At 62.9% G+C, this 20778-nt stretch carries 20 protein-coding genes and 1 other RNA gene; 17 read left to right on the forward strand and 4 right to left on the reverse strand.

Annotated elements, in window-relative coordinates:
* Positions 1 to 3: 3 nt before the first annotated feature.
* Positions 4 to 633 carry a stringent starvation protein SspA gene (gene sspA, locus G5134_RS15245; protein ID WP_005305881.1) on the forward strand — a complete coding sequence of 210 codons (630 nt, stop codon included), beginning with the start codon at positions 4 to 6 and terminating at the stop codon, positions 631 to 633.
* Positions 630 to 1055 (forward strand): ClpXP protease specificity-enhancing factor, encoded by a 426-nt coding sequence (locus tag G5134_RS15250; RefSeq protein ID WP_017766408.1) that lies wholly within the window; start codon positions 630 to 632, stop codon positions 1053 to 1055. Before sspA ends, G5134_RS15250 begins: the two co-directional genes overlap by 4 nt.
* Before the next feature lie 45 nt (positions 1056 to 1100).
* Here the strand turns inward: G5134_RS15250 and dolP are convergent, their stop codons facing one another.
* From dolP to G5134_RS15270, 4 genes are read right to left on the reverse strand one after another with little or no spacing between them, the layout of a single operon-like run.
* Positions 1101 to 1679, reverse strand: coding sequence for a division/outer membrane stress-associated lipid-binding lipoprotein (gene dolP / locus G5134_RS15255; RefSeq protein WP_005305875.1), 579 nt, complete (start codon positions 1677 to 1679; stop codon positions 1101 to 1103).
* A 4-nt stretch (positions 1680 to 1683) separates the two neighbouring features.
* A complete protein-coding gene (locus G5134_RS15260) occupies positions 1684 to 2274 on the reverse strand; it encodes a D-sedoheptulose-7-phosphate isomerase (RefSeq protein ID WP_005305871.1) in 591 nt (196 codons plus the stop codon).
* Positions 2275 to 2283: 9 nt separating this feature from the next.
* Positions 2284 to 2655, reverse strand: a complete 372-nt coding sequence (locus G5134_RS15265; protein ID WP_026140996.1) for a YraN family protein — start codon at positions 2653 to 2655, stop codon at positions 2284 to 2286.
* Positions 2597 to 4504, reverse strand: a complete 1908-nt coding sequence (locus G5134_RS15270; RefSeq protein WP_082969960.1) for a penicillin-binding protein activator — start codon at positions 4502 to 4504, stop codon at positions 2597 to 2599. Before G5134_RS15270 ends, G5134_RS15265 begins: the two co-directional genes overlap by 59 nt.
* A 79-nt stretch (positions 4505 to 4583) precedes the next feature.
* Here G5134_RS15270 and rsmI point away from each other — a divergent pair, with 79 nt between their 5' ends.
* From rsmI to ftsA, 15 genes are all read left to right on the forward strand, one after another.
* Entirely contained in the window at positions 4584 to 5417 is an 834-nt protein-coding gene (gene rsmI, locus G5134_RS15275) for a 16S rRNA (cytidine(1402)-2'-O)-methyltransferase (protein WP_017779751.1), read from the forward strand.
* A gap of 62 nt (positions 5418 to 5479) precedes the next feature.
* An RNA gene (gene rnpB, locus G5134_RS15280) (RNase P RNA component class A) lies at positions 5480 to 5866 on the forward strand.
* 447 nt (positions 5867 to 6313) lie between these two features.
* Complete coding sequence (gene mraZ / locus G5134_RS15285; RefSeq protein WP_005305730.1) at positions 6314 to 6772, forward strand: division/cell wall cluster transcriptional repressor MraZ; 459 nt, start codon at positions 6314 to 6316, stop codon at positions 6770 to 6772.
* The gene (gene rsmH, locus G5134_RS15290) at positions 6773 to 7711 is read left to right on the forward strand and encodes a 16S rRNA (cytosine(1402)-N(4))-methyltransferase RsmH (RefSeq protein ID WP_010635944.1); all 939 of its coding nucleotides are present in this window, start codon (positions 6773 to 6775) and stop codon (positions 7709 to 7711) included.
* Between the two features lie 3 nt (positions 7712 to 7714).
* Positions 7715 to 8029 carry a cell division protein FtsL gene (gene ftsL, locus G5134_RS15295; protein WP_005305726.1) on the forward strand — a complete coding sequence of 105 codons (315 nt, stop codon included), beginning with the start codon at positions 7715 to 7717 and terminating at the stop codon, positions 8027 to 8029.
* Positions 8026 to 9780 carry a peptidoglycan glycosyltransferase FtsI gene (locus G5134_RS15300; RefSeq protein WP_005305719.1) on the forward strand — a complete coding sequence of 585 codons (1755 nt, stop codon included), beginning with the start codon at positions 8026 to 8028 and terminating at the stop codon, positions 9778 to 9780. The genes ftsL and G5134_RS15300 overlap by 4 nt, the downstream gene beginning before the upstream one ends.
* Positions 9761 to 11245: a UDP-N-acetylmuramoyl-L-alanyl-D-glutamate--2,6-diaminopimelate ligase gene (murE, locus tag G5134_RS15305; protein WP_065017277.1), complete on the forward strand. Its 1485-nt coding sequence runs from the start codon at positions 9761 to 9763 to the stop codon at positions 11243 to 11245. Before G5134_RS15300 ends, murE begins: the two co-directional genes overlap by 20 nt.
* On the forward strand, positions 11242 to 12597 hold the full coding sequence (murF, locus tag G5134_RS15310; protein WP_065017276.1) for a UDP-N-acetylmuramoyl-tripeptide--D-alanyl-D-alanine ligase: 1356 nt from the start codon (positions 11242 to 11244) through the stop codon (positions 12595 to 12597). Before murE ends, murF begins: the two co-directional genes overlap by 4 nt.
* Entirely contained in the window at positions 12591 to 13673 is a 1083-nt protein-coding gene (mraY, locus tag G5134_RS15315) for a phospho-N-acetylmuramoyl-pentapeptide-transferase (protein WP_005305710.1), read from the forward strand. The genes murF and mraY overlap by 7 nt, the downstream gene beginning before the upstream one ends.
* Positions 13674 to 13676: 3 nt before the next feature.
* Positions 13677 to 14960 carry a UDP-N-acetylmuramoyl-L-alanine--D-glutamate ligase gene (gene murD, locus G5134_RS15320; protein ID WP_421232075.1) on the forward strand — a complete coding sequence of 428 codons (1284 nt, stop codon included), beginning with the start codon at positions 13677 to 13679 and terminating at the stop codon, positions 14958 to 14960.
* Complete coding sequence (gene ftsW, locus G5134_RS15325) at positions 14957 to 16138, forward strand: cell division protein FtsW (protein WP_005305703.1); 1182 nt, start codon at positions 14957 to 14959, stop codon at positions 16136 to 16138. Before murD ends, ftsW begins: the two co-directional genes overlap by 4 nt.
* The gene (gene murG, locus G5134_RS15330; protein ID WP_010635949.1) at positions 16138 to 17217 is read left to right on the forward strand and encodes an undecaprenyldiphospho-muramoylpentapeptide beta-N-acetylglucosaminyltransferase; all 1080 of its coding nucleotides are present in this window, start codon (positions 16138 to 16140) and stop codon (positions 17215 to 17217) included. Before ftsW ends, murG begins: the two co-directional genes overlap by 1 nt.
* Positions 17218 to 17219: 2 nt before the next feature.
* On the forward strand, positions 17220 to 18674 hold the full coding sequence (murC, locus tag G5134_RS15335) for a UDP-N-acetylmuramate--L-alanine ligase (RefSeq protein ID WP_010635950.1): 1455 nt from the start codon (positions 17220 to 17222) through the stop codon (positions 18672 to 18674).
* Between the two features lie 97 nt (positions 18675 to 18771).
* Entirely contained in the window at positions 18772 to 19524 is a 753-nt protein-coding gene (locus G5134_RS15340; RefSeq protein ID WP_005305694.1) for a cell division protein FtsQ/DivIB, read from the forward strand.
* On the forward strand, positions 19505 to 20764 hold the full coding sequence (gene ftsA / locus G5134_RS15345) for a cell division protein FtsA (protein ID WP_005305690.1): 1260 nt from the start codon (positions 19505 to 19507) through the stop codon (positions 20762 to 20764). The genes G5134_RS15340 and ftsA overlap by 20 nt, the downstream gene beginning before the upstream one ends.
* Positions 20765 to 20778 lie beyond the last annotated feature (14 nt).

Genomic DNA, 20778 nt, shown 5'->3' on the forward strand with positions numbered 1-20778 from the left:
TCAATGGCTGTAGCTGCCAATAAGCGTTCGGTAATGACGCTGTTTTCCGGTGCCAACGACATGTTCAGCCATCAGGTGCGCATTGTCCTGGCGGAGAAGGGTGTTAGCGTAGATATTTGCCAGGTAGACCCTGCCAACCTGCCGGATGAGCTGGCCGAGCTGAACCCGTACAACACTGTACCGACCCTGGTTGATCGGGAGTTGGCGCTCTACACCTCGCGCATCATCATGGAATATCTGGACGAGCGTTTCCCGCACCCGCCGCTAATGCCGGTATACCCGGTGGCGCGCGGCAACAGCCGTCTGATGATGCATCGCATCGAGCTGGACTGGTACTCCCTGGCCGACAAGATCATGGCGGGTAACGACGTGGATGCGGCGCGTGCCGAGCTGCGGGACAACCTGCTGGCCATCGCCCCCATCTTCGGTGAAATGCCCTATTTCATGAGCGAAGAGTTCGGTCTGGTCGACTGCTACATGGCCCCGCTGCTGTGGCGTCTGCCAAGCCTGGGCATCGACTTCACCGGTCGTGGTGCCAAAGAGCTGAAGGCCTACATGGTTCGTCTGTTCGAACGTGAATCCTTCCAGGCTTCCCTGACCGAAGCCGAGCGCGAGATCCGTGCCGGCGTATGAGCATGGAACCGACGATGACGCCCAGTCGCCCGTATCTGTTGCGGGCGTTCTTTGACTGGTTGCTGGACAATGACCTGACCCCTCACCTGGTGGTCAACGTCAACATCCCCCATGTGATGGTGCCGATGCAGTTCGTCCAGGATGGGCAGATTGTGCTGAACATCGCACCTCGTGCGGTTGGGCAGTTCCACATGGACAATGATGCCATCAGCTTCAGTGCCCGTTTTGGTGGAGTTTCCCAGCAGGTCTACATCCCGATGGCGGCCGTGTTGGCCATTCATGCCCGGGAAAACGGCGTGGGCACCCTGTTCCCACCCGAGCCTGGCTATGATCTCTGGCTGGAGCAGGCCGAAGCGCCGGTGGAGCCCGAGCCGGAACCGCCGCGCCCGAGCGGTCGTCCGACCCTGAAGGTCATCAAATAAAAAACGCAGCCAATTGGCTGCGTTTTTTTATGGCGATCAACAGGGTCAGTTCTGGGCAAACTCGAAGGCCTTGATCACGCGTTTCACACCGCTGACGTGGCGGGCGATCTCGACGGCTTGATCCCCCTCCTGGCGGGTCACCAGGCCGATCAGGAACACCTCGCCATTCTCGGTGACCACCTTGACCTTGGCGCTGTCGAAGTTCTTGGCGCCCAGCATGTCAGCCCGCACCTTGGAGGTGATCCAGGTGTCGTTGCTGCGTACCCCTATGCTGACCGGCTGTCCGAGGCGCAGCTCGTTGTAGACGTGGCGCACCCCCTCGATACGGGCCACTATCTTGCCAGCCTCGAGCTTGTAAGCGTCAGAAGGTGTCTGACCGACCAGCAGTACCCGGCCATTGTTGCTGTAGACGCTGATCTTGCTGGCCGCGCTCAGCGGCTTGTTGTCGGCCAGCAGGTTGGCCGCTTTCAGTTCGATGGCCTGATCGTCCCATTGGGCGCCCAGGGTGCGGCGATCGCCGGAAGCCTTGGCAGTACCGGCGGCACCACCGACCACCACGGCCGCACAACCTTGCAGCAGCAGGGTGCCGGCCAGCAGGCCGAGCAGGAGCGTTTGCTTCTTCATGGTTTCAATCTTCCTGTTGCGGGAAAAGAGTCTGGTCGATGAGATCACACAGGCAGTGCAGGGTCAACAGGTTCACTTCCAGAATGCGGGGGCGACGGGCAGACGGCACCCGGATCTCCACATCGTTGGGACCGAGCAGACCGGCGATCTCGCCGCCATCACCGCCCCCCAGCACCACTATGGTCATGTCGCGGGAGAGGGCGGCCTCGGCGGCCTTGATCAGGCTGCGGCTGTTACCCGTAGTGGTGATGACCACCAGGATGTCGCCGGGCTGACCGAGCGCACGGATCTGCTTGGCATACACCTCTTCAAAGCCGTGGTCGGTGGCGATGGCACTGATGGTTGCCATGTCCGGGGTCAGCGCCATGCCGGGCAGGGAGGGGCGCTCGGTTTCGTAGCAGTTGACCAGCTCAGAGATGAACAGCTGGGCCAGTGCTGCGGAGGGACCATTGCCGCATGCCATCACCTTGTGGCCATTGAGCAGACAGATGGTCAGCATCTGGGCTGCAGTATGGATGGCATCCGGCAGCGCCTCAGCGGCGGCTATCTTGGTCTGGATGCTCTCGGTGTAGTTTTCTTTGATGCGGTCAGTCATGGGGTCCTCTTAAAATGCGTTCTGGATCCAGTCCGGCTGGTCGCCTTCGAACGCGATCACATCGAATCGGCAGGCCTGATTGGCCTCGTTGATGGCATGTTGCTTGAAATAGTGGCGTGCCGCCAGCACGATCTTGTGCTGTTTGCGTCGGGTGACGGAGCTGGCGGCACCGCCGTGGCTGGCCTGGGCGCGATAGCGGACTTCAACAAACACCAGGGTCTCCCCCTGGCGCATGACGAGATCGATCTCGCCGCCCCGACAGCGATAGTTGCGGGTCACGGGTTGCAGACCGCGGGCCTGCAACCAGCGCTCCGCTACCTGCTCAAAGTGTTGTCCCTTGCTCGTTGGTGACGGGAACAGGTTCTGTAACTGCCGGCGCATCCGTGCCAGAAGTACCTTCATGGGGGACTCCCTCGAGCTGGGGCATGGCGCTGTCACTGACCAGCTTGCCATTCTGGTAGGTGGCCCAGTCCAGTACCCGCACTATGTTGCCGCCGGCATCCACACTCAGTTGACCGCTCATGCCGGGTTGCTGCATGGCGTTGACCTTGCGCATCTGCTGCAGGTTCTCCGCCAGGCTGACGGCGTCATAACCCAGTGCAAACAGACGCAGCAGGTCGCCCTGGGTCTGCGGCCAGAGCAGGGCGATCTGCTCGCGCTGCTTCTCGTAACCGCCAAGCAGCAGCGGCATGTCGGAGACGTGCATGCCGTTGAGCTCGGAAGCCACCTCGGTGGTGGCGCTGTCGTAGCTGCGCGAGCTGCTGTAGATCGGCAGGCTGCCCATCGGATTGACCGAGATGTCGACGTAGGGCTTGATCATCCGGGTCTCCAGGCTGTTGGCGACCACATAGACTACGTCGATGCTGCGCGGGGCGGCAGCGGAGAGCTGAACCACTTCGCCAGCCCGGGCGGTGGAGCGGCCGCTCAACGCATTCTTGACCATACCCTGGACTTCGTTGCGGGCACCGAAGGTGGCGACGACCGGTTTGTCCTGGCTTACGGTCGCCCAGGCCTGTTCAAACGCCTTGATGCTGCTGTAGCCGATCCGCCCCTGGGCGGCGATGAGCAGGGGTTTGCGATAACCCTGGCCATAGAGGTATTGGGCAGCCTGCGTTGCATCGGCGGCGGCTGAGAGGGAGAAGTAATAGGTGGTGTCGTTGACGATCGGCTTGTCCAGCTCGTTGAGCGCCAGTACCGGCACGGTCGGATTGGCCTTGAGCAGCTCCTCGACCCGGTCTTTGAGCAGCGGGCCGATGATCATGTTGGCCCCTTCCTGAATGGCCTGCTTGTAGAGATCCGCCGTCGACTTGGTCTGGGTATCGTAGAAGTTCAGGGTGAACTGGCTCTGATTTTCCTTGTAAGACATCAACATGCCGTTACGGATTGCCGCACCCTGCGGTTCCAGGTTGCCGGACAGCGGCAGGAAGACGGCGATCTGCTGCAGGGCATTGATGTTGCTGGTGGCCAGATCACCGAGTCCGGCTGGCATGTCTTTCTGGGCCGGGTGGTTCGGGAAGGCCTGTTTCCAGCCGGCCAGCTGGCGAGCCAGCTGATTGGGCTGGGCACCGAATTCATTCACCAGCGCTGCCAGCCGCAGCCAGCCGGTGGTGACATCGGGAGCCGGTGCCTCTTCCAGCGCCTGCAGGGTGGAAGGGGTCATGCTCTTGAGCAGGGACCAGATCTGCTGATGATTGGTGGCCAGCTCATTCTGGGCCAGGTAGGGCTCCAGCAGGATCAGCGACTTGGCGGCACCAAACTTGTTGTTGATGTCGAGCTGCAGCACCACGCGCTGGCGGTACCAATCCTTTTGGGTATCGGCATCCAGCGCCACATCGGGCTTGCCTTCCAGCAGGATCAGCGCCTGATTGGCGTTGCCCTGGGCGAGCAGCAGGTGAGCCTGCAGCAGTTGCAGCTGGGCCTTCTGCTCGGCGCTCTGGGCCTGCTTCTGCAATTGCTGGAACAGGGCCGCGGCCGGCTTGGCCTGACCGAGCGCCAGATAGCTGCGCGCCGCCATCACCTGCCAGGTGAAGGCTTCGGCCGGTTTGGCCGGGTCCACCTGGGCCAGATACCACTGGGCATTCTTGGTGAGATCCGAGAAGGCCGACGGCATGCCGGACTGGCCAGCGGGTTGATTGGGCTCCGACGCACAGGCGGCGAGCAGGACTGCCGCGAGTAGGATGCCGAAGAGTCGTGATACACTTAGCTGCTTTATAACCCGGTTCAAGTTCATTCCCCGACCAGTGTTGAAATTCTCCATAGTGTAAACGGGCCAATATGGCGACACAATTGTCGGGACACTCGGAGCTCCCATGAGTGACATCCCAACCCTGTATATAGTCCCCACTCCGATCGGCAATCTGGCCGACATCACCCAGCGAGCACTGGATGTACTGCGCAGCGTCGATCTGGTGGCCGCCGAGGATACCCGCCATACCGGCATCCTGCTCAGCCACTACCAGATCTCGGTACCGACCTTTGCGCTGCATGATCACAACGAACAGCAGAAAGCCGACGTGCTGATCGGCCGTATCAAGGAGGGCAAGAGCGTGGCTCTGGTCTCCGACGCGGGCACGCCGCTCATCAGCGACCCCGGTTATCACCTGGTCACCCGTTGTCGCGAAGCCGGGGTCAAGGTAGTACCGCTGCCCGGTCCCTGCGCCGCCATCACGGCGCTCTCCGCCGCCGGGTTGCCCACCGACCGTTTTGCCTTCGAGGGTTTTCTGCCGGCCAAAGCCAAGGGACGCGACGATCGCCTGCAGGCCGTGATTGAGGACACCCGCTCGCTGGTGTTCTACGAATCCCCGCGCCGGGTGCAGGAGACGGTGGAGGCGATTGCTCGCATCCTTGGCGAGCGCCAGGTGGTGGTTTGCCGCGAGCTGACCAAGACCTTCGAGTCGATCCACGGTCTGCCTGCCTCCGAGATGCTGACCTGGCTCGGTGAAGATGAAAACCGCTGCCGTGGCGAGATCGTGCTGGTGGTGGCCGGCGCCAGCAAGCTGGATGAAGAGCTGCCCGCTGAGGCTCTCCGCACTCTGGGGCTGCTAGTGGCCGAGCTGCCGCTGAAAAAAGCGGCGGCGCTGACCGCCGAGATCCACGGCGTGAAGAAGAATGCCCTCTACAAGTACGGCCTCGAGCACTATTAATTGCCGTAAACGGGAATTGCCGGTTTACCCCGCCGGCATCACGAGGCTATAATCCGCGCCTCGGAGTTGGCTGGGCAATCGCTGCTTCGTCGTTGTGTCCCTCGGGACAGACGGGCGGAGGGGAGGAAAGTCCGGGCTTCACAGGGCAGGGTGCCAGGTAACGCCTGGGGGGCGCGAGCCTACGACCAGTGCAACAGAGAGCAGACCGCCGATGGCCCGCAAGGGATCAGGTAAGGGTGAAAGGGTGCGGTAAGAGCGCACCGCGCGACTGGCAACAGTTCGTGGCACGGTAAACTCCACCCGAAGCAAGACCAAATAGGCCCCTATTGGCGCGGCCCGCGTTGGGGGCGGGTAGGTTGCTTGAGCCAGCGAGCGATTGCTGGCCTAGAGGAATGATTGCTACCCGGGGCAACCCGGTACAGAACCCGGCTTACAGGCCGACTCCGACCTCTTTCCTGAAGAGCCTTGCGATTTATCGCAAGGCTCTTTTTATTAACCGAAAATACTGTCTCGGTTGACTCGGAATATTTACTTCCGAGCTGGCCATGTTTAACAAATGTGCTTTATATCAATCTGTTATGTAGTTTTTGTCCATGATGTCAGTATTGTGATGGCGCTGGAGAAACGTGACCTTCATGGCTGATGTTTATTCGCGCAACTCGTCAGTTTTTTAATTTCCGAAAATTAATCGAATTGCGGCTAACACAAATAACTTGTGGAAAATCAACTCATTTAATCCTCGCTGCGAAAATGCTGCGTCAATATGTTCCCCATGCCCGAGATCCTCGCTTGAAAAGCCCTCAGCACGTCCTTAAACTTCAAGGTGGGGAAAAGTGGATCAAAGTGGTTTTTATCGGGCGGTTTGCCCCCTTTAACTCATTTTCAGGGACTGCAATTTGTTGCGTGGTGCGCATGCCATCAGCCTGGACAGCAAGGGGCGATTGGCGATTCCGACCAAGTACCGTGATTGGCTACGCGACGAGAGCGAGGGCCAGCTGGTCTGCACCATCGATATTGCTCACCCCTGTCTGCTGCTTTACCCCCTGAACGAATGGGAAGAGATCGAGCGCAAGCTCAAGACCCTCTCCAGCATGAATCCCCTTGAGCGCCGCCTGCAGCGGCTGTTGCTCGGGCATGCGACCGAATGCGAGCTGGATGGCAATGGCCGTCTGCTGCTCAGCCAGCCACTGCGCAGCCACGCGGGGTTGGACAAGAAAATCATGCTGGTGGGCCAGCTCAACAAATTTGAGCTGTGGGATGAAGCCCGCTGGCAACAACAGGTCAATGACGACATTCAGGGCCTGCCCGAGGATGACTGGGCAAGCTCGCCACGACTACAGGATTTCTCTTTATAAATGACCCAAGCCGCTGAACACATCACAGTGCTGCTGCACGAAGCCGTCGAAGGGCTGGCCATCAAGCCGGACGGCATCTACGTCGACGGTACGTTTGGCCGGGGCGGTCACTCGCGCCTTATCCTGCAGCAGCTGGGCCCCAATGGCCGTCTGATCGCCATCGATCGGGATCCCCAGGCCATCGCCGAAGCGGCCAAGATCCAGGATCCGCGTTTCGAGATCGTGCACGGCCCCTTCTCCGGCATCACCACCTATCTGAGTGAGCGCGGCCTGCTGGGCAAGGTCGACGGCTTCCTGCTGGATCTGGGTGTATCTTCCCCCCAGCTGGACGATGCCGAGCGCGGTTTCAGCTTCATGAAGGACGGTCCGCTCGACATGCGGATGGATCCCACTTCCGGTCAGAGCGCCGCCGAATGGCTGGCCAGGGCTGACGTGGACGACATCGCCTGGGTACTGAAGACCTTTGGCGAGGAGCGCTTTGCCAAGAAGATTGCCCGCGCCATCGTGCACGACCGGGTCACCGAGCCCTATGTGCGCACCCGCCAGCTGGCGGAGATGATCGCCCGGGTCAATCCGAGCAAGGAGAAGGGCAAGCACGCGGCGACCCGCAGCTTCCAGGCCATCCGCATCTACATCAACAGCGAACTGGACGAGATCGAAACCGCGCTCAACGGCGCGCTGCAGGTGCTGGCGCCGGAAGGGCGTCTCTCCGTCATCAGCTTCCACTCGCTGGAAGACCGGCTGGTGAAGCACTTCATCCGCAAACACGAGAAAGGCCCGGAAGTGCCGCACGGCATTCCGCTGACCGAGGCCCAGCTGGCCGGCGGTCGCAAACTGAAATCGGTCGGCAAGGCGCTCAAGCCTTCCGAGCATGAAGTCAACGAAAACAGCCGGTCACGCAGCTCGGTGCTGCGGGTGGCCCAGCGGCTGGCGGAGTAAGCCATGAGCGAGGTGCGTGTTCATCTGGCCAGGGAGATCCTCGGCGATCTCTGGCGGCACAAGCTACAGGTGGTGCTGGCCATCGCCGTGCTGATCACCGCCTTTGCGGTGATCCTGGTGACCAACATGACTCGCGGCCTGACCGCCAAGCAGAATGACCTGATGGCGGAGGAGGATCGGCTCAACATCGAGTGGCGCCACCTGCTGCTGGAGCAGGGCACGCTGGCAGAGCACTCCCGGGTCGCGAGTCTGGCCATGGACAAGTTGCAGATGGCTCGCCCGCTGGTGACCACCGAGAAGGTAATTACACAACCATGAAACGCAAGGCATCCGCCAAGGCCCAACCCAAGGTCAAAGCCCCGTCACTCTATCCGTGGCGCTTTCGCACGCTGGTGTTTTTCATCGGCATTGCGTTTGCCGGCTTGATCCTGCGGCTGGCCTGGATCCAGGTGATCGACCCGGACAGGCTGCGTCAGGAGGGGGACATGCGCTCGCTGCGCACCACCTCCACCCAGGCGGTTCGTGGCATGATCACCGATCGCAACGGCGAACAGCTGGCGGTGTCGGTACCGGTCGAAGCGGTGTGGGCCGATCCCAAGACGGTGCATGAATCCGGTGCCATCCACAACGAACGCGCCTGGATGGCGCTCTCCGCCGTGCTCAAGCTCGACATCAATACCCTCAAACACCGCATCTCCAACCCGAGCAAGCGCTTCGTCTACCTGCAGCGGCAGGTGACGCCGGCGGTGTCCGAGTACATCAAGGGGCTCAAGCTGGGCGGCATCTACCTGCGTCCGGAGTCACGCCGTTTCTATCCGACCGGCGAGATCAGCGCCCATCTGGTGGGGGTGACCAACATCGATGGGCACGGCATCGAGGGGATCGAGCGCAGCTATGACGAGTGGCTGACCGCGACCCCGGGCGAGATGCGGGTGCGCAAGGACCGTCAGGGCCGGGTCATCGAGCGGCTCGGGCTGGTGAAAGAGGGCAAGAACGCCAACGATCTGCAGCTGAGCATCGATCAGCGGGTACAGGCGCTGGCCTACCGGGCACTCAAGCGGGCCACCGACGAGAACAAGGCGACTTCCGGCTCCATGGTGATGCTGGACGTGAAGACCGGCGAGGTGCTCGCCATGGTCAACACCCCCTCCTACAACCCCAACAACCGCGGTCAGTACCAGAGTTTCCGGGTGCGCAACCGGGTGGTGACCGACACCTATGAACCGGGTTCGACCGTCAAACCCCTAATCCTGCTGAGTGCCCTGCAGGCCGGCGTCACCAGCTGGAAGGACACCATCCAGGGTGGCCCCCTGTTCATCGGGGCCAAGCAGATCCGCGACGTGAGTATTCACAAGGCGACCAACCTGTACGACATCTTGCGCTACTCCTCCAACATCGGCATGTCGCGTATCGCACTGCGGATGCCGGCCCAGGAGATGATCAACACCCTCAGCATGGTGGGCTTCGGGATGGATACCGGCAGCGGCCTGATGGGCGAGAGCAGCGGCATGCTGCCTCAACGTCGGCGCTGGTCCGATATCGAGCGGGCCACCCTGTCGTTCGGCTATGGCCTGCGGGTGACCCCGCTGCAGCTGGCCTCCGCCTATGCCACCTTGGCCAACAAGGGCAAGCGGGTGCCCATCTCCATCGTCAAGGTGAGCGAGCCGCCCAAGGGCGAGCAGGTCATCGACCACAACAACGCCACCGCCATGCTGCAGGCGCTGGAGTACGTGGTCGACAATGCCATTCCGAAAGCCAAGATCCCGGGCTACCGGGTGGGCGGCAAGAGTGGTACCGCCAAGGTCGCCGTGGCCGGCGGCTACGGCAAGGATTACATGGCCTGGTTCGCCGGGTTCGCCCCGGCCAGCAACCCGCGCTTCGTCATGGTGGTGGTGATCAACGAGCCCAAGGGCGATGCCTACTACGGTGGCGCCGTGGCGACCCCGCCGTTTGCCGAAGCCATGGGCGGGGTGCTGCAACTCTTCAATATTCGTCCCGACGCGGTGCCGCCAGCGGTACCCACCAAACTTGCCCGTACGGAGGCTTCCAATGTTGTCCCGCGCACTTGATCAGCTGATGCGCCCCTTTGGCATTACTGCCCCGGCGCTCGCACTCACCGACATCCAGCTGGACAGTCGGCGCGTCGGGCCCGGTTGTCTCTTCGTGGCAATTCGCGGGCATCAGGTGGATGGCAGACGGTTTATCGAACAGGCGGTGGCTCAGGGAGCGACCGCCGTACTGTTTGAAGAGGACGGGGAATTCGTGGCACCAACGCTGGCCGTGCCCTGCATCGGCGTGCCCAATCTGCCGGCCCGCCTCTCCGAGCTGGCCGGCTATTTCTACGACCAGCCGGCCAGCAAGCTGGCGCTGGTGGGCATCACTGGCACCAACGGCAAGAGCACCACGGCACTGCTGGTCGCCAACTGGCGCACCCTGATGGGGGGCAAGGCCGGGGTGATGGGCACTATCGGCAACGGCCTGTTCGGTGATCTTGTCGAAGCTGAGAACACCACCGGCAGTGCGCTGCAGGTACAAGCCAATCTGGCCGCCCTGCAGGCGCAGGGGGCGGATCTGGTGGCGATGGAGGTTTCCAGCCACGGTCTGGTGCAGCATCGCGTGGCTGCCCTGCCGTTTGCCGCTGCCGTGTTCACCAATCTGAGCCGGGATCACCTGGACTATCACGGCACCATGGAGGCCTATGGCGCCGCCAAGGAAGAGCTGCTGAAACTGGTGGCAGAACCTTGCGCCGTGCTCAATGCCGATGACCGCCTGGGTCGCCAGTGGCTGGCCGCTTATCCGGCCGCGGTGGCGTTCAGCGTACACGGCCCGGTGGCCAATCACCCGGGGCGACAGCTGACGGCGCAAGACCCCCATTTCCACCAGCAAGGTTTTCGCACGCAGATTAACTCCAGTTGGGGGAATGGTGTATTATCCGCCCCCTTGCTCGGGCGCTTCAACGTCAGCAATGTGCTGGCCGCGATGGGCGCCATGCTGGTGCTCGGCTATGACTTCGACGAGTTGCTGGCCACCGCGCCGCAACTGCAGCCGGTGACCGGTCGCATGGAGTGTTTCGGTGGCGGCAAGGCGCCGCTCGCCGTGGTCGACTATGCCCACACGCCGGATGCGCTGGAGAAGGCGCTGCAGGCCCTGCGGGTGCACTGTGAAGGACGGCTCTGGTGCCTGGTGGGATGTGGCGGCGACAGGGATCGCGGCAAGCGTCCCATGATGGCCGCCATGGCCGAGCTGCATGCGGATCGCGTGATCCTGACCGACGACAACCCCCGTACCGAGGAGCCGGCCCGGATCATGGCCGACATGGTGGCGGGTCTTCGCGATCCTGGCGCCGTGCAGATCGAGCACGACAGGGTCAAGGCGATCCAGTTGGCACTGAGCCAGGCGAGCAAACAGGACATCATCCTGGTGGCCGGTAAAGGCCACGAGGATTATCAGATCATTGGAACCGACAAGCGGCACTACAGCGACCGGGAAACCGTCGCGGCCGCCTTGCACACATTATTGGAGTCATTCGCATGATGACCCTCAGGCTTGCCGAGCTGGCGCAGGTACTCGATGCCCGTCTGATTGGTGAAGACGAAGCGATCACGGCTGTCAGTACCGACACCCGTACCCTGGGCGCCGGCGCGCTGTTCGTGGCGCTGCGCGGCGAGCGTTTCGATGCCCACGATTTCTGCGACCAGGCCGTGGCTGCCGGTGCCTCCGCCCTGCTGGTGGAGCGTGAACTGCCGCTGGCGATCCCCCAGCTGGTGGTGGCCGATACCCTCAAGGGGCTGGGTCGCCTCGGTCGGCTGGTGCGCGAGCGCATCAACCCGAAAGTGCTGGCCATCACCGGCAGCTGCGGCAAGACCACGGTGAAGGAGATGGCGACCGCCATTCTGCGCCAGGAAGGGGACGTACTGGCCACCGCCGGCAACTTCAACAACGAGGTGGGGGTGCCGCTCACCCTGCTGCGCCTCGAGCCGCAACACCAGTTCGCGGTGATGGAGCTGGGGGCCAACCACCCGGGCGAGATCGCCTGGACCACCTCGCTGGCCAGACCCGATGCCGCCATCATCAACAACGTGGCGGCCGCCCATCTGGAGGGCTTCGGCTCGCTGGAAGGGGTGTTCCACGCCAAGAGCGAGATTTTTGAGGGGCTGGGTGAAGGTGGCACCGCCATCGTCAACGCCGACAACGAGTTCTGGCCCAAATGGCAGGCCCGCGGCATTCACTGCGCCTTCTCCATCGAGGATCAGCATCAGCCGTTCCACGCCAGAAACGTGGTGATCAATCAGCAGGGTTGTGCCGAGTTCGTCATGGTGACCCCGCAGGGTGAGGTGAGCCTGACCCTGGCCATTCCGGGTCGCCACAACGTGGCCAACGCGCTGGCCGCCGCCGCCGGCACGCTGGCGCTCGGCGCCTCGCTCGCCTCGATCAAGGCCGGGCTCGAGCAGATGGCGCCGGTCAAGGGCCGCTTCTGCGTCCAGCGCTGGGGTGGTCTTACCCTGGTGGACGACACCTACAACGCCAGCGTGGAGTCCGTGCTGGCGGGTATCGATACCCTGACTGCCATGAACGGCTACAAGGTGCTGGTGTTCGGTGACATGAAGGAGTTGGGTGAGGAGTCCGCCGAGCAGCATGCCCGGGTCGGTCGCCACGCCCGTGAGCGCGGTCTGGATGCCGTGCTGACGGTAGGAGAACAGAGTCGCCACACCGCAGATGCCGCGGCTGGCCGACATTTCGATAACAAGGCGTCGTTGTTTGAAGTGCTTGCGCAAATGATAAAAACACATCAAGAAATTTCGATTCTGGTCAAGGGTGCCCGCGGCTCCCGCATGGAAGATATCGTCGAGATGGTCAAAGACCATCAGGAGTCGGCCACATGCTAGTCTGGCTGGCGGAACTGCTCACCCCGCACTTCACCTTCTTCAACGTCTTCTCCTACCTGACGTTTCGCGCCATCCTGTCGATCATCACCGGTCTGGTGGTGGCGCTCTGGATGGGGCCGCGCCTCATCCGCCGCCTGCAGATCCTCAAATTCGGCCAGGTGATCCGCAATGACGGCCCCGAGTCGCACCTGAGCAAGAAAGGCACCCCGACCATGGGCGGCCTGATGATCATCGCTGCCATCTTCATCTCGGTGCTGCTCTGGTGCCGTCTCGACAACCCTTATGTCTGGCTGGTGCTGTTCGTGCTGGGTGCCTACGGCGCCATCGGCTTCGCCGATGACTACCTCAAGGTGGTGCGCAAGAATACCGACGGCCTGATCGCCCGCTGGAAGTACTTCTGGCAGTCCGCCGTTGCGCTGGGGGTGGCTGTGTTCCTCTACGCCACCGCCACCCACGACGGTCAGACTCAGCTGGTGGTGCCCTTCCTCAAGGACGTGATGCCGCAGCTCGGTCTGATGTTCATCGTACTGACCTACTTCGTCATCGTCGGCACCTCCAACGCGGTCAACCTGACCGACGGCCTCGACGGTCTGGCCATCATGCCGACCGTGATGGTGGCGGGGGGCTTCGCCTTCATCGCCTGGGCGACCGGCAACGTCAATTTTGCCAGCTACCTGCACATTCCCTACGTGCCCTATACCTCCGAGCTGGTGATCGTCTGTACCGCCATCGTCGGCGCCGGTCTGGGGTTCCTTTGGTTCAACACTTATCCGGCCCAGGTGTTCATGGGGGACGTGGGTTCCCTGGCGCTGGGCGGCGCGCTCGGCACCATCGCCGTGCTGGTGCGTCAGGAGTTCCTGCTGGTGATCATGGGCGGGGTCTTCGTGATGGAGACCGTCTCCGTGATCCTGCAGGTAGGTTCCTACAAGCTGCGCGGCGTGCGCATCTTCCGCATGGCGCCGATCCATCACCACTATGAGAAGAAGGGCTGGCCTGAGCCGCGCGTCATCGTGCGCTTCTGGATCATCACCCTCATGCTGGTGCTGCTCGGCCTTGCCACCCTGAAGGTGAGGTAAGCCATGGTCATCATCATCGGACTCGGCAAAACCGGACTCTCCTGCGTCGACTACTTCCTCGGCCGTGGCGTCACGCCGCTGGTGATGGACACCCGCGCCAACCCGCCCGGCAAGGATCAGCTGCCGCCCGAGGTGGAGCTCATTCACGGGCTGGACGGCGAGCGCCTCAAGCAGGCGCACATGATAGTGGCGAGCCCGGGCATCGCGCTGGCCACCCCCGAGCTGAAAGCCGCCGCCGAGTGCGGGGTGCAGATCGTCGGTGACATCGAGCTGTTCGTGCGCGACACCGAAGTGCCGGTCATCGCCATCACCGGTTCCAACGGCAAGAGCACTGTGACTACCCTGGTGGGCGAGATGATCGCCGAAGCCGGCCTCAAGGTGGGCGTTGGTGGCAACATAGGCACGCCGGCGCTTGAGCTGCTCAAGCAGCCGATGGATCTCTGCGTGCTGGAGCTCTCCAGCTTCCAGCTGGAGACCACCCACAGCCTGCGCGCCGCCGCTTCCGTGGTATTGAACCTCAGTGAAGATCATATGGATCGCTATCAGGGCATGGCCGACTACCGCGCCGCCAAGATGGAGATCCATCAGCACTCCCAGCACATTCTGGTCAATCGTGACGATGCCCAGACCCTGCCCGACGTGGGTCAGGTGTGGCAGAGCTTCGGCCTCGATTGCAACGGTTACGGCCGTTGTGAATTGGAGGAGCGCCAGTGGCTGACCCTGCACGGTGAGCCGTTGCTGGCGGTGGACGAGATGAAGATCGTCGGTGCCCACAACCAGGCCAACGCCCTGGCCGCCATGGCCCTGTGCGATGCGGTGGGCATTCCGCGTGAGCCCCAGCTCGCCGTGCTGCGCCGCTTCGAGGGGTTGCCGCACCGCGCCCGCTTCGTGCGCGAGGTGAACGGGGTGCGCTGGGTCAACGACTCCAAGGCCACCAACGTGGGAGCTACCCTGGCCGCCGTGGCCGGGGTGCGTGAATCGGTGAAAGGCCGTCTGCTGCTGCTGGCCGGCGGCCAGGGCAAGGGGCAGGATTTCGGCTCGGTGCAGGCGCTGCTCGGCAGCCAGATCGATCACATGTACTGTTTCGGCCAGGATGCCGAGGTGCTGCTGGCACTGGGTGAGCAGACCGAGCGGGTTGCCGATCTCGACGCCGCGGTCGCCAAGGCGGCTGCCGATGCCATGCCCGGCGACTGGGTGCTGCTGGCACCCGCCTGCGCCAGCCTGGACCAGTTCAAGTCTTTCGAAGCGCGCGGTGATCGTTTCACCGAGCTGGTGATGGCCTTATGAACGCCCTGCGCGCAGTAGCGGGCTTCCTGCAGCGCTGGTTGTTGCCGGCACGCCCTGCCGGTCTTTACGACCGGCAGTTGGTGGTGCTGGCGCTGGCGCTGATGGCGGTGGGTCTGGTGATCGTGGCCTCTGCCTCGATCCCGGAGGGGATCGCCATCAACAACGATCCCTTCATGTTCGTGAAGCGCCATGGCCTGTTCTTGCTGATGGCGCTCGGGGTCTCCTGGTTCGTACTGCAGGTGCCCATGGCCCGCTGGCAACACTACAACGGCCCCATGCTGCTGCTGGCCATCGTCATGCTGGTGCTGGTGCTGCTGGTGGGGCGCAGCGTCAACGGCTCGGTGCGCTGGTTGCCGCTTGGCCCCTTCAACCTGCAGCCTGCCGAGTTTGGCAAGCTGGCACTGTTTGTCTATCTGGCCGGCTACCTGGTGCGCCGCCAGAGCGAGGTACGTGAGCGCTTCATCGGCTTCATGAAGCCGATGGCGGTGCTGTTCGTGGTGGCCATCCTGCTGCTGGCACAGCCTGACCTGGGGTCTGTGGTGGTGATGTTCGTGACATCGCTGGGCATGCTGTTCCTGGCCGGCGCCCGCCTGGTGCAGTTCATCGGCCTCATCCTGGTGGGGGTGAGCGCGGTAGTGACCCTGATCATCGCCGAGCCCTACCGGATGCGGCGGGTCACCTCCTTCCTCGACCCCTGGGCCGATCCGTTCGGCAGCGGCTACCAGCTGACCCAGTCGCTGATGGCCTTCGGTCGTGGCAGCTGGTTTGGCGAGGGGCTCGGCAACTCCATCCAGAAGATGGAGTACCTGCCGGAAGCCCACACCGATTTCGTGTTTGCGATCCTGGGTGAAGAGCTGGGGTATGTGGGCGTGCTGGGCGCGCTCTTCCTCATCTTCGCGCTCTCGGTCAAGGCGCTCAAGCTGGGCCACCAGGCGCTGGTGGCGGAGCGGCTGTATGAAGGCTACCTGGCCATCGGCATCGGCATCTGGTTCAGCTTCCAGACTTTCGTCAACGTCGGCGCCGCCAGCGGCATGATGCCGACCAAGGGTCTGACCCTGCCGCTGGTCAGTTATGGTGGTTCGAGCCTCATCATCATGATGGTGGCGGTGAGCATGTTGATTCGTATCGATTTCGAGTTGCGTCAGGCCAGTGCCCAGGCGCGCGTGCGGGAGGTTTAGTGAGCAAGACGCTGTTGGTGATGGCAGGCGGTACCGGGGGCCACGTGTTCCCCGGTCTGGCCGTGGCCGATCGCCTCAAGGCCCAGGGCTGGACCATTCATTGGCTCGGCACCGCCGACCGGATGGAGGCGGAGCTGGTGCCTGCCCATGGTTATCCCATCTCCTTCATCGATATCCAGGGGGTGCGTGGCAATGGCATCAAGCGGCTGCTGGCGGCCCCCTATCGCATCGTCAAATCCGTGCTGCAGGCGCGCCGGGTGCTCAAGACCATTCGCCCCGACGTGGTGCTCGGCATGGGCGGCTTTGCTTCCGGTCCGGGTGGCGTGGCCGCCTGGCTGTCCGGCATCCCGTTGCTGCTGCATGAGCAGAATGCTGCGGCCGGCATGACCAACAAGCTGCTGGCTCGCCTCGCCAAGCGGGTGCTGATGGCCTTCCCGGGCGCCTTTGCGCCGAGCCGTCGCACCGCCGTGGTGGGCAACCCGGTGCGTCCCGAGGTGGTGGCTCTGCCGGATCCGCAACTGCGCAGCAGTGCAGAGCCGCTGCGGCTGCTGATCGTCGGTGGCAGCCTGGGGGCCCGGGTGCTCAACGAGCAGGTGCCGCCGGCGGTGGCGGCGGCCGGGGTGCCCATCGAGGTGCGTCACCAGTGCGGCAAGGGCAATCGCGATGCCGTGGCCGAGGCCTACGCCAAGCAGGGCGTTGCGGCCGAGGTGAGTGAATTTATCAAGGACATGGCCGGTGCCTATGCCTGGGCAGACCTGGTGGTGTGCCGGGCCGGGGCGCTGACCGTCTCCGAAGTCGCCGCCGCCGGGGTTGCCGCCATTTTTGTGCCGCTGCCCCACGCGGTGGATGATCACCAGACCCGCAACGCCCTGACTCTGGTCGATGGCGGTGCGGCTGAATTCCTGCCCCAATCCGAGCTGACCACGGCCTCGCTGGCTGCGCGTCTCTCCTGGCTTGCCGGGCGCAGGGAAACCCTATTGAACATGGCCCAGGCCGCCCGTCGCGTCGCCATTATCGATGCCGCCGAGCGGGTCGCCGATGAGTGCAAACGCCTGGCGACCGGGCAGAGCGAGAGATGATTATGACCAAGGTTGAACTGGCAAAACTGCGTACCGTTATCCCTGAAATGCGCCGGGTGCGTCGTATTCACTTCATCGGCATCGGTGGGGCCGGGATGGGCGGTATCGCTGAAGTCCTTGCCAACGAAGGCTATCAGGTGACCGGCTCGGATCTGGCCCGCAATGCGGTGACCGAGCGGCTCGAGTCCCTCGGTGCCCACATCTTCGTGGGCCACAGTGCCGAGCACGTGAACGAGGCGAGCGTGGTGGTGGTCTCTACCGCCATCAAGCAGGACAACCCCGAGCTGCTGGCTGCCCGCGAGCTGCGCATTCCTGTGGTGCGCCGCGCCGAGATGCTGGCCGAGCTGATGCGTTTCCGCCACGGCATCGCCATCGCCGGCACCCACGGCAAGACCACCACCACCAGCCTGGTGGCGAGCATCTATGCCGAGGCGGACCGGGATCCGACCTTCGTCATCGGTGGTTTGCTCAACAGTGCCGGCACCAATGCCCGCCTGGGCAGCAGCCGCTATCTGATCGCCGAAGCGGACGAGAGCGACGCCTCCTTCCTGCATCTGCAGCCGATGGTCTCCATCGTGACCAACATCGAAGCGGATCACATGGACACCTATGGTGGCGACTTCTCCAAGCTGAAGGCCACCTTCATCGACTTCCTGCACAATCTGCCGTTCTACGGGCTGGCCGTGGTGTGCGTGGATGACCCGGTGATCCGCGGCATGCTGCCGGAGATCGCGCGTCCCACCATCACCTATGGCCTGAGTGATGATGCCGACGTGCAGGTGCTGGACTTCGTGCAGACCAGCAACCGCAGCCGGTTCCGGGTCCGTCGCAAGGATGCCGGCGAGCTGGAGGTAACCCTCAATCTGCCGGGCATCCACAACGCCCTCAATGCCGCCGCGGCGATTGCGGTCGCCACCGAGGACGGGATCGGCGATGATGCCATCATCCGGGCGCTGGCCAAGTTTGAAGGGGTGGGTCGCCGCTTCCAGCAATATGGCGAGTTCGAGACCGGCCGCGGCAAGGCCATGCTGGTGGACGACTACGGTCACCACCCGAGCGAGGTCAAGGTCACCATCAACGCCGCCCGCGCCGGCTGGCCCGAGAAGCGACTGGTGATGGTGTTCCAGCCGCACCGCTACACCCGTACCCGTGATCTCTATGAAGATTTCGCTGACGTGCTCTCCAAGGTGGACGTGCTGGTGATGCTGGAGGTCTATGCCGCCGGTGAAGAGCCTATTCCGGGCGCCGATGGCCGCGCCCTGTGCCGCTCCATCCGCTCCCGCGGCAGTCTGGAACCCATCTTTGTCGCGACGCCGGACGATGTGCCGGCGGTACTGGCCGGGCTGGTCGGCGAGGGCGATCTGGTGCTGACCCAGGGGGCAGGGAACGTCGGGGCGCTGGCACGGCGTCTCGGCGAGATGAAATTGAGCATCGAGAGCATGAAATCCGGCGCCTGAGGGCCCAATGAGTATTTTGACCGCCAAGCCGGGGCCTATATAATGGCGAACCGGCCTGCAAAGGGCCGGCATGGCGCGTTAAACGGGGATCGATCGGGTGGAGGCAAGGGCACAAGGGCGCACCAAGGGAGGCTTCATCGCCGGGGTGGGATTTTTCCTCCTGGTCATGTGGGGCCTCTACCAGACCGCGCTGGATGTTAAAGATTGGCTGACGGATGCCAATCGGTTGCCCATGAGCGAGCTGTTGCTGCAGGGGCAACACCAGTATTTGCAAACCGATGAACTGCGCAGCGCCGTGCTGGATGGCGCCGAACTGCGCAACTTCTTCGAGTTGGACGTGAACGAATTGCAGGCGCGGTTGAACGCCTTGCCTTGGGTGGCCCAGGTCTCGGTACGCAAGAAGTGGCCCAACAAGATCAAGGTCTACCTCACCGAACAGGCGGTAGCGGCACGCTGGAACGGCAACCGCTTCGTCAACACCAAGGGTGAGGTGTTCAGTGCGCCGGACAGGGTGAAGACCCCCCTGATGCAGCTGTCCGGGCCTGAGGATCAGGCCGTCAAGGTGCTGGAGGCCAGCCGTCAGTACGAGGCGCAGCTGGCGGCCAGAGGATACAAGCTGCTGGGGGTGAATCTGACCCCTCGCCATGCCTGGGAACTGACCCTGGATGGCAACATTCAGCTGTTTTTGGGGCGCTCGGATATCGCGCTTCGATTGCAGCGGTTTATCGATGCCTTTCCGGTCATCGAACCCCGTGAGCGGGTTGCTTACGTGGATCTTCGATACGACACCGGGATGGCAGTTGGCTGGAAGAAGAACGAAGAGAAAGTGAATGACCAAAACCGCAGATAGAAATCTGATTGTCGGACTGGATATCGGCACAACCAAGGTGGCGGTTCTGGTTGGCGAAGTGCTGCCAGACGGTGAGCTCAATGTCATCGGCATGGGCAGTCACGCCTCTCGTGGCATGGACAAGGGTGGGGTCAACGATCTCGATTCCGTGGTCAAGTCCCTGCGCCGTGCGGTGGAAGAGGCCGAGATGATGGCCGACTGCCAGATCAGCTCCGTCTATCTGGGGTTGTCCGGCAAGCATATCGACTGTCGCAACGAAACCGGCATGGTGCCCATCTCCGATGAAGAGGTGACCCAGGAAGACGTGGACAACGTCATCCACACCGCCAAGTCGGTGCGGTTGTCCGATGAGCTGCGGGTGCTGCACGTGCTGCCCCAGGAGTTCGCCATCGACTACCAGGAAGGGATCAAGAACCCGGTCGGTCTGTCCGGCGTGCGGATGGCCGCCAAGGTGCACCTGATCACCTGCCACAACGACATGGCTCGCAACATCGAGAAGTGCGTTGAGAAGGTGGGTCTGCGGGTGGATCAGCTGATCTTCTCCGCGCTGGCGTCCAGCTACGCCGTGCTGACCGAAGACGAGAAGGAGCTGGGTGTCTGCGTGGTGGACATCGGTGGTGGCACCATGGACATGTCGCTGTTTACCGGCGGCGCCCTGCGTCACACCAAGGTGATCCCGTACGCCGGCAGCACGGTGACCAGCGACATCGCCTACGCCTTCGGCACTCCGCCGCTGGATGCGGAGGCGATCAAGGTGCGCTACGGCTGCGCCCTGGGCCGGCTGGTCAGCAAGGAAGACAATATTGAAGTACCCAGTGTCGGCGGTCGTCCGGCGCGCAGCCTGCAACGGCAGACACTGGCCGAAGTGATCGAGCCCCGTTACACCGAGTTGCTCTCCATGGTGAATGATGAGCTGGTGCGGGTACAAAGCGAATTGAAAGCGCAGGGGGTCAAGCATCAGCTTGCAGCCGGTGTGGTCTTGACCGGCGGCGCTGCCCAGATCGAAGGCATTGTGGAGTGCGCAGAGCAGATCTTCCAGAGCCAGGTCCGGGTAGGGGAGCCCATGAATATCCGGGGATTGAGTGATTACGTGCAGGCGCCTGTGTACTCGACTGCGGTCGGGTTGCTGCAGTATGGCCGCACCCATCAATCCACCGGCAGTAGCAAGGAATATGCCGCCAAGGCAAGCGTAGGTGGGCTGGTCAAACGGGTCAGCAACTGGTTGCGTGGCGAGTTCTAAAAGATTTTGCTGAG

The organism is Aeromonas sp. 600276, from assembly GCF_049175815.1.
GTDB classification, from domain to species: Bacteria; Pseudomonadota; Gammaproteobacteria; order Enterobacterales; family Aeromonadaceae; genus Aeromonas; species Aeromonas dhakensis.

Excerpts from the sequence above, each read along its gene's own strand:
- sspA (WP_005305881.1), top strand. The coding sequence starts at position 4 with ATGGCTGTAGCTGCCAATAAGCGTTCGGTAATGACGCTGTTTTCCGGT.
- G5134_RS15250 (WP_017766408.1), top strand. The coding sequence starts at position 630 with ATGAGCATGGAACCGACGATGACGCCCAGTCGCCCGTATCTGTTGCGG.
- dolP (WP_005305875.1), bottom strand. The coding sequence starts at position 1,679 with ATGAAGAAGCAAACGCTCCTGCTCGGCCTGCTGGCCGGCACCCTGCTG.
- G5134_RS15260 (WP_005305871.1), bottom strand. The coding sequence starts at position 2,274 with ATGACTGACCGCATCAAAGAAAACTACACCGAGAGCATCCAGACCAAG.
- G5134_RS15265 (WP_026140996.1), bottom strand. The coding sequence starts at position 2,655 with ATGCGCCGGCAGTTACAGAACCTGTTCCCGTCACCAACGAGCAAGGGA.
- G5134_RS15270 (WP_082969960.1), bottom strand. The coding sequence starts at position 4,504 with ATGAACTTGAACCGGGTTATAAAGCAGCTAAGTGTATCACGACTCTTC.
- rsmI (WP_017779751.1), top strand. The coding sequence starts at position 4,584 with ATGAGTGACATCCCAACCCTGTATATAGTCCCCACTCCGATCGGCAAT.
- rsmH (WP_010635944.1), top strand. The coding sequence starts at position 6,773 with ATGACCCAAGCCGCTGAACACATCACAGTGCTGCTGCACGAAGCCGTC.
- ftsL (WP_005305726.1), top strand. The coding sequence starts at position 7,715 with ATGAGCGAGGTGCGTGTTCATCTGGCCAGGGAGATCCTCGGCGATCTC.
- G5134_RS15300 (WP_005305719.1), top strand. The coding sequence starts at position 8,026 with ATGAAACGCAAGGCATCCGCCAAGGCCCAACCCAAGGTCAAAGCCCCG.
- murE (WP_065017277.1), top strand. The coding sequence starts at position 9,761 with ATGTTGTCCCGCGCACTTGATCAGCTGATGCGCCCCTTTGGCATTACT.
- murF (WP_065017276.1), top strand. The coding sequence starts at position 11,242 with ATGATGACCCTCAGGCTTGCCGAGCTGGCGCAGGTACTCGATGCCCGT.
- mraY (WP_005305710.1), top strand. The coding sequence starts at position 12,591 with ATGCTAGTCTGGCTGGCGGAACTGCTCACCCCGCACTTCACCTTCTTC.
- murD (WP_421232075.1), top strand. The coding sequence starts at position 13,677 with ATGGTCATCATCATCGGACTCGGCAAAACCGGACTCTCCTGCGTCGAC.
- ftsW (WP_005305703.1), top strand. The coding sequence starts at position 14,957 with ATGAACGCCCTGCGCGCAGTAGCGGGCTTCCTGCAGCGCTGGTTGTTG.
- murC (WP_010635950.1), top strand. The coding sequence starts at position 17,220 with ATGACCAAGGTTGAACTGGCAAAACTGCGTACCGTTATCCCTGAAATG.
- ftsA (WP_005305690.1), top strand. The coding sequence starts at position 19,505 with ATGACCAAAACCGCAGATAGAAATCTGATTGTCGGACTGGATATCGGC.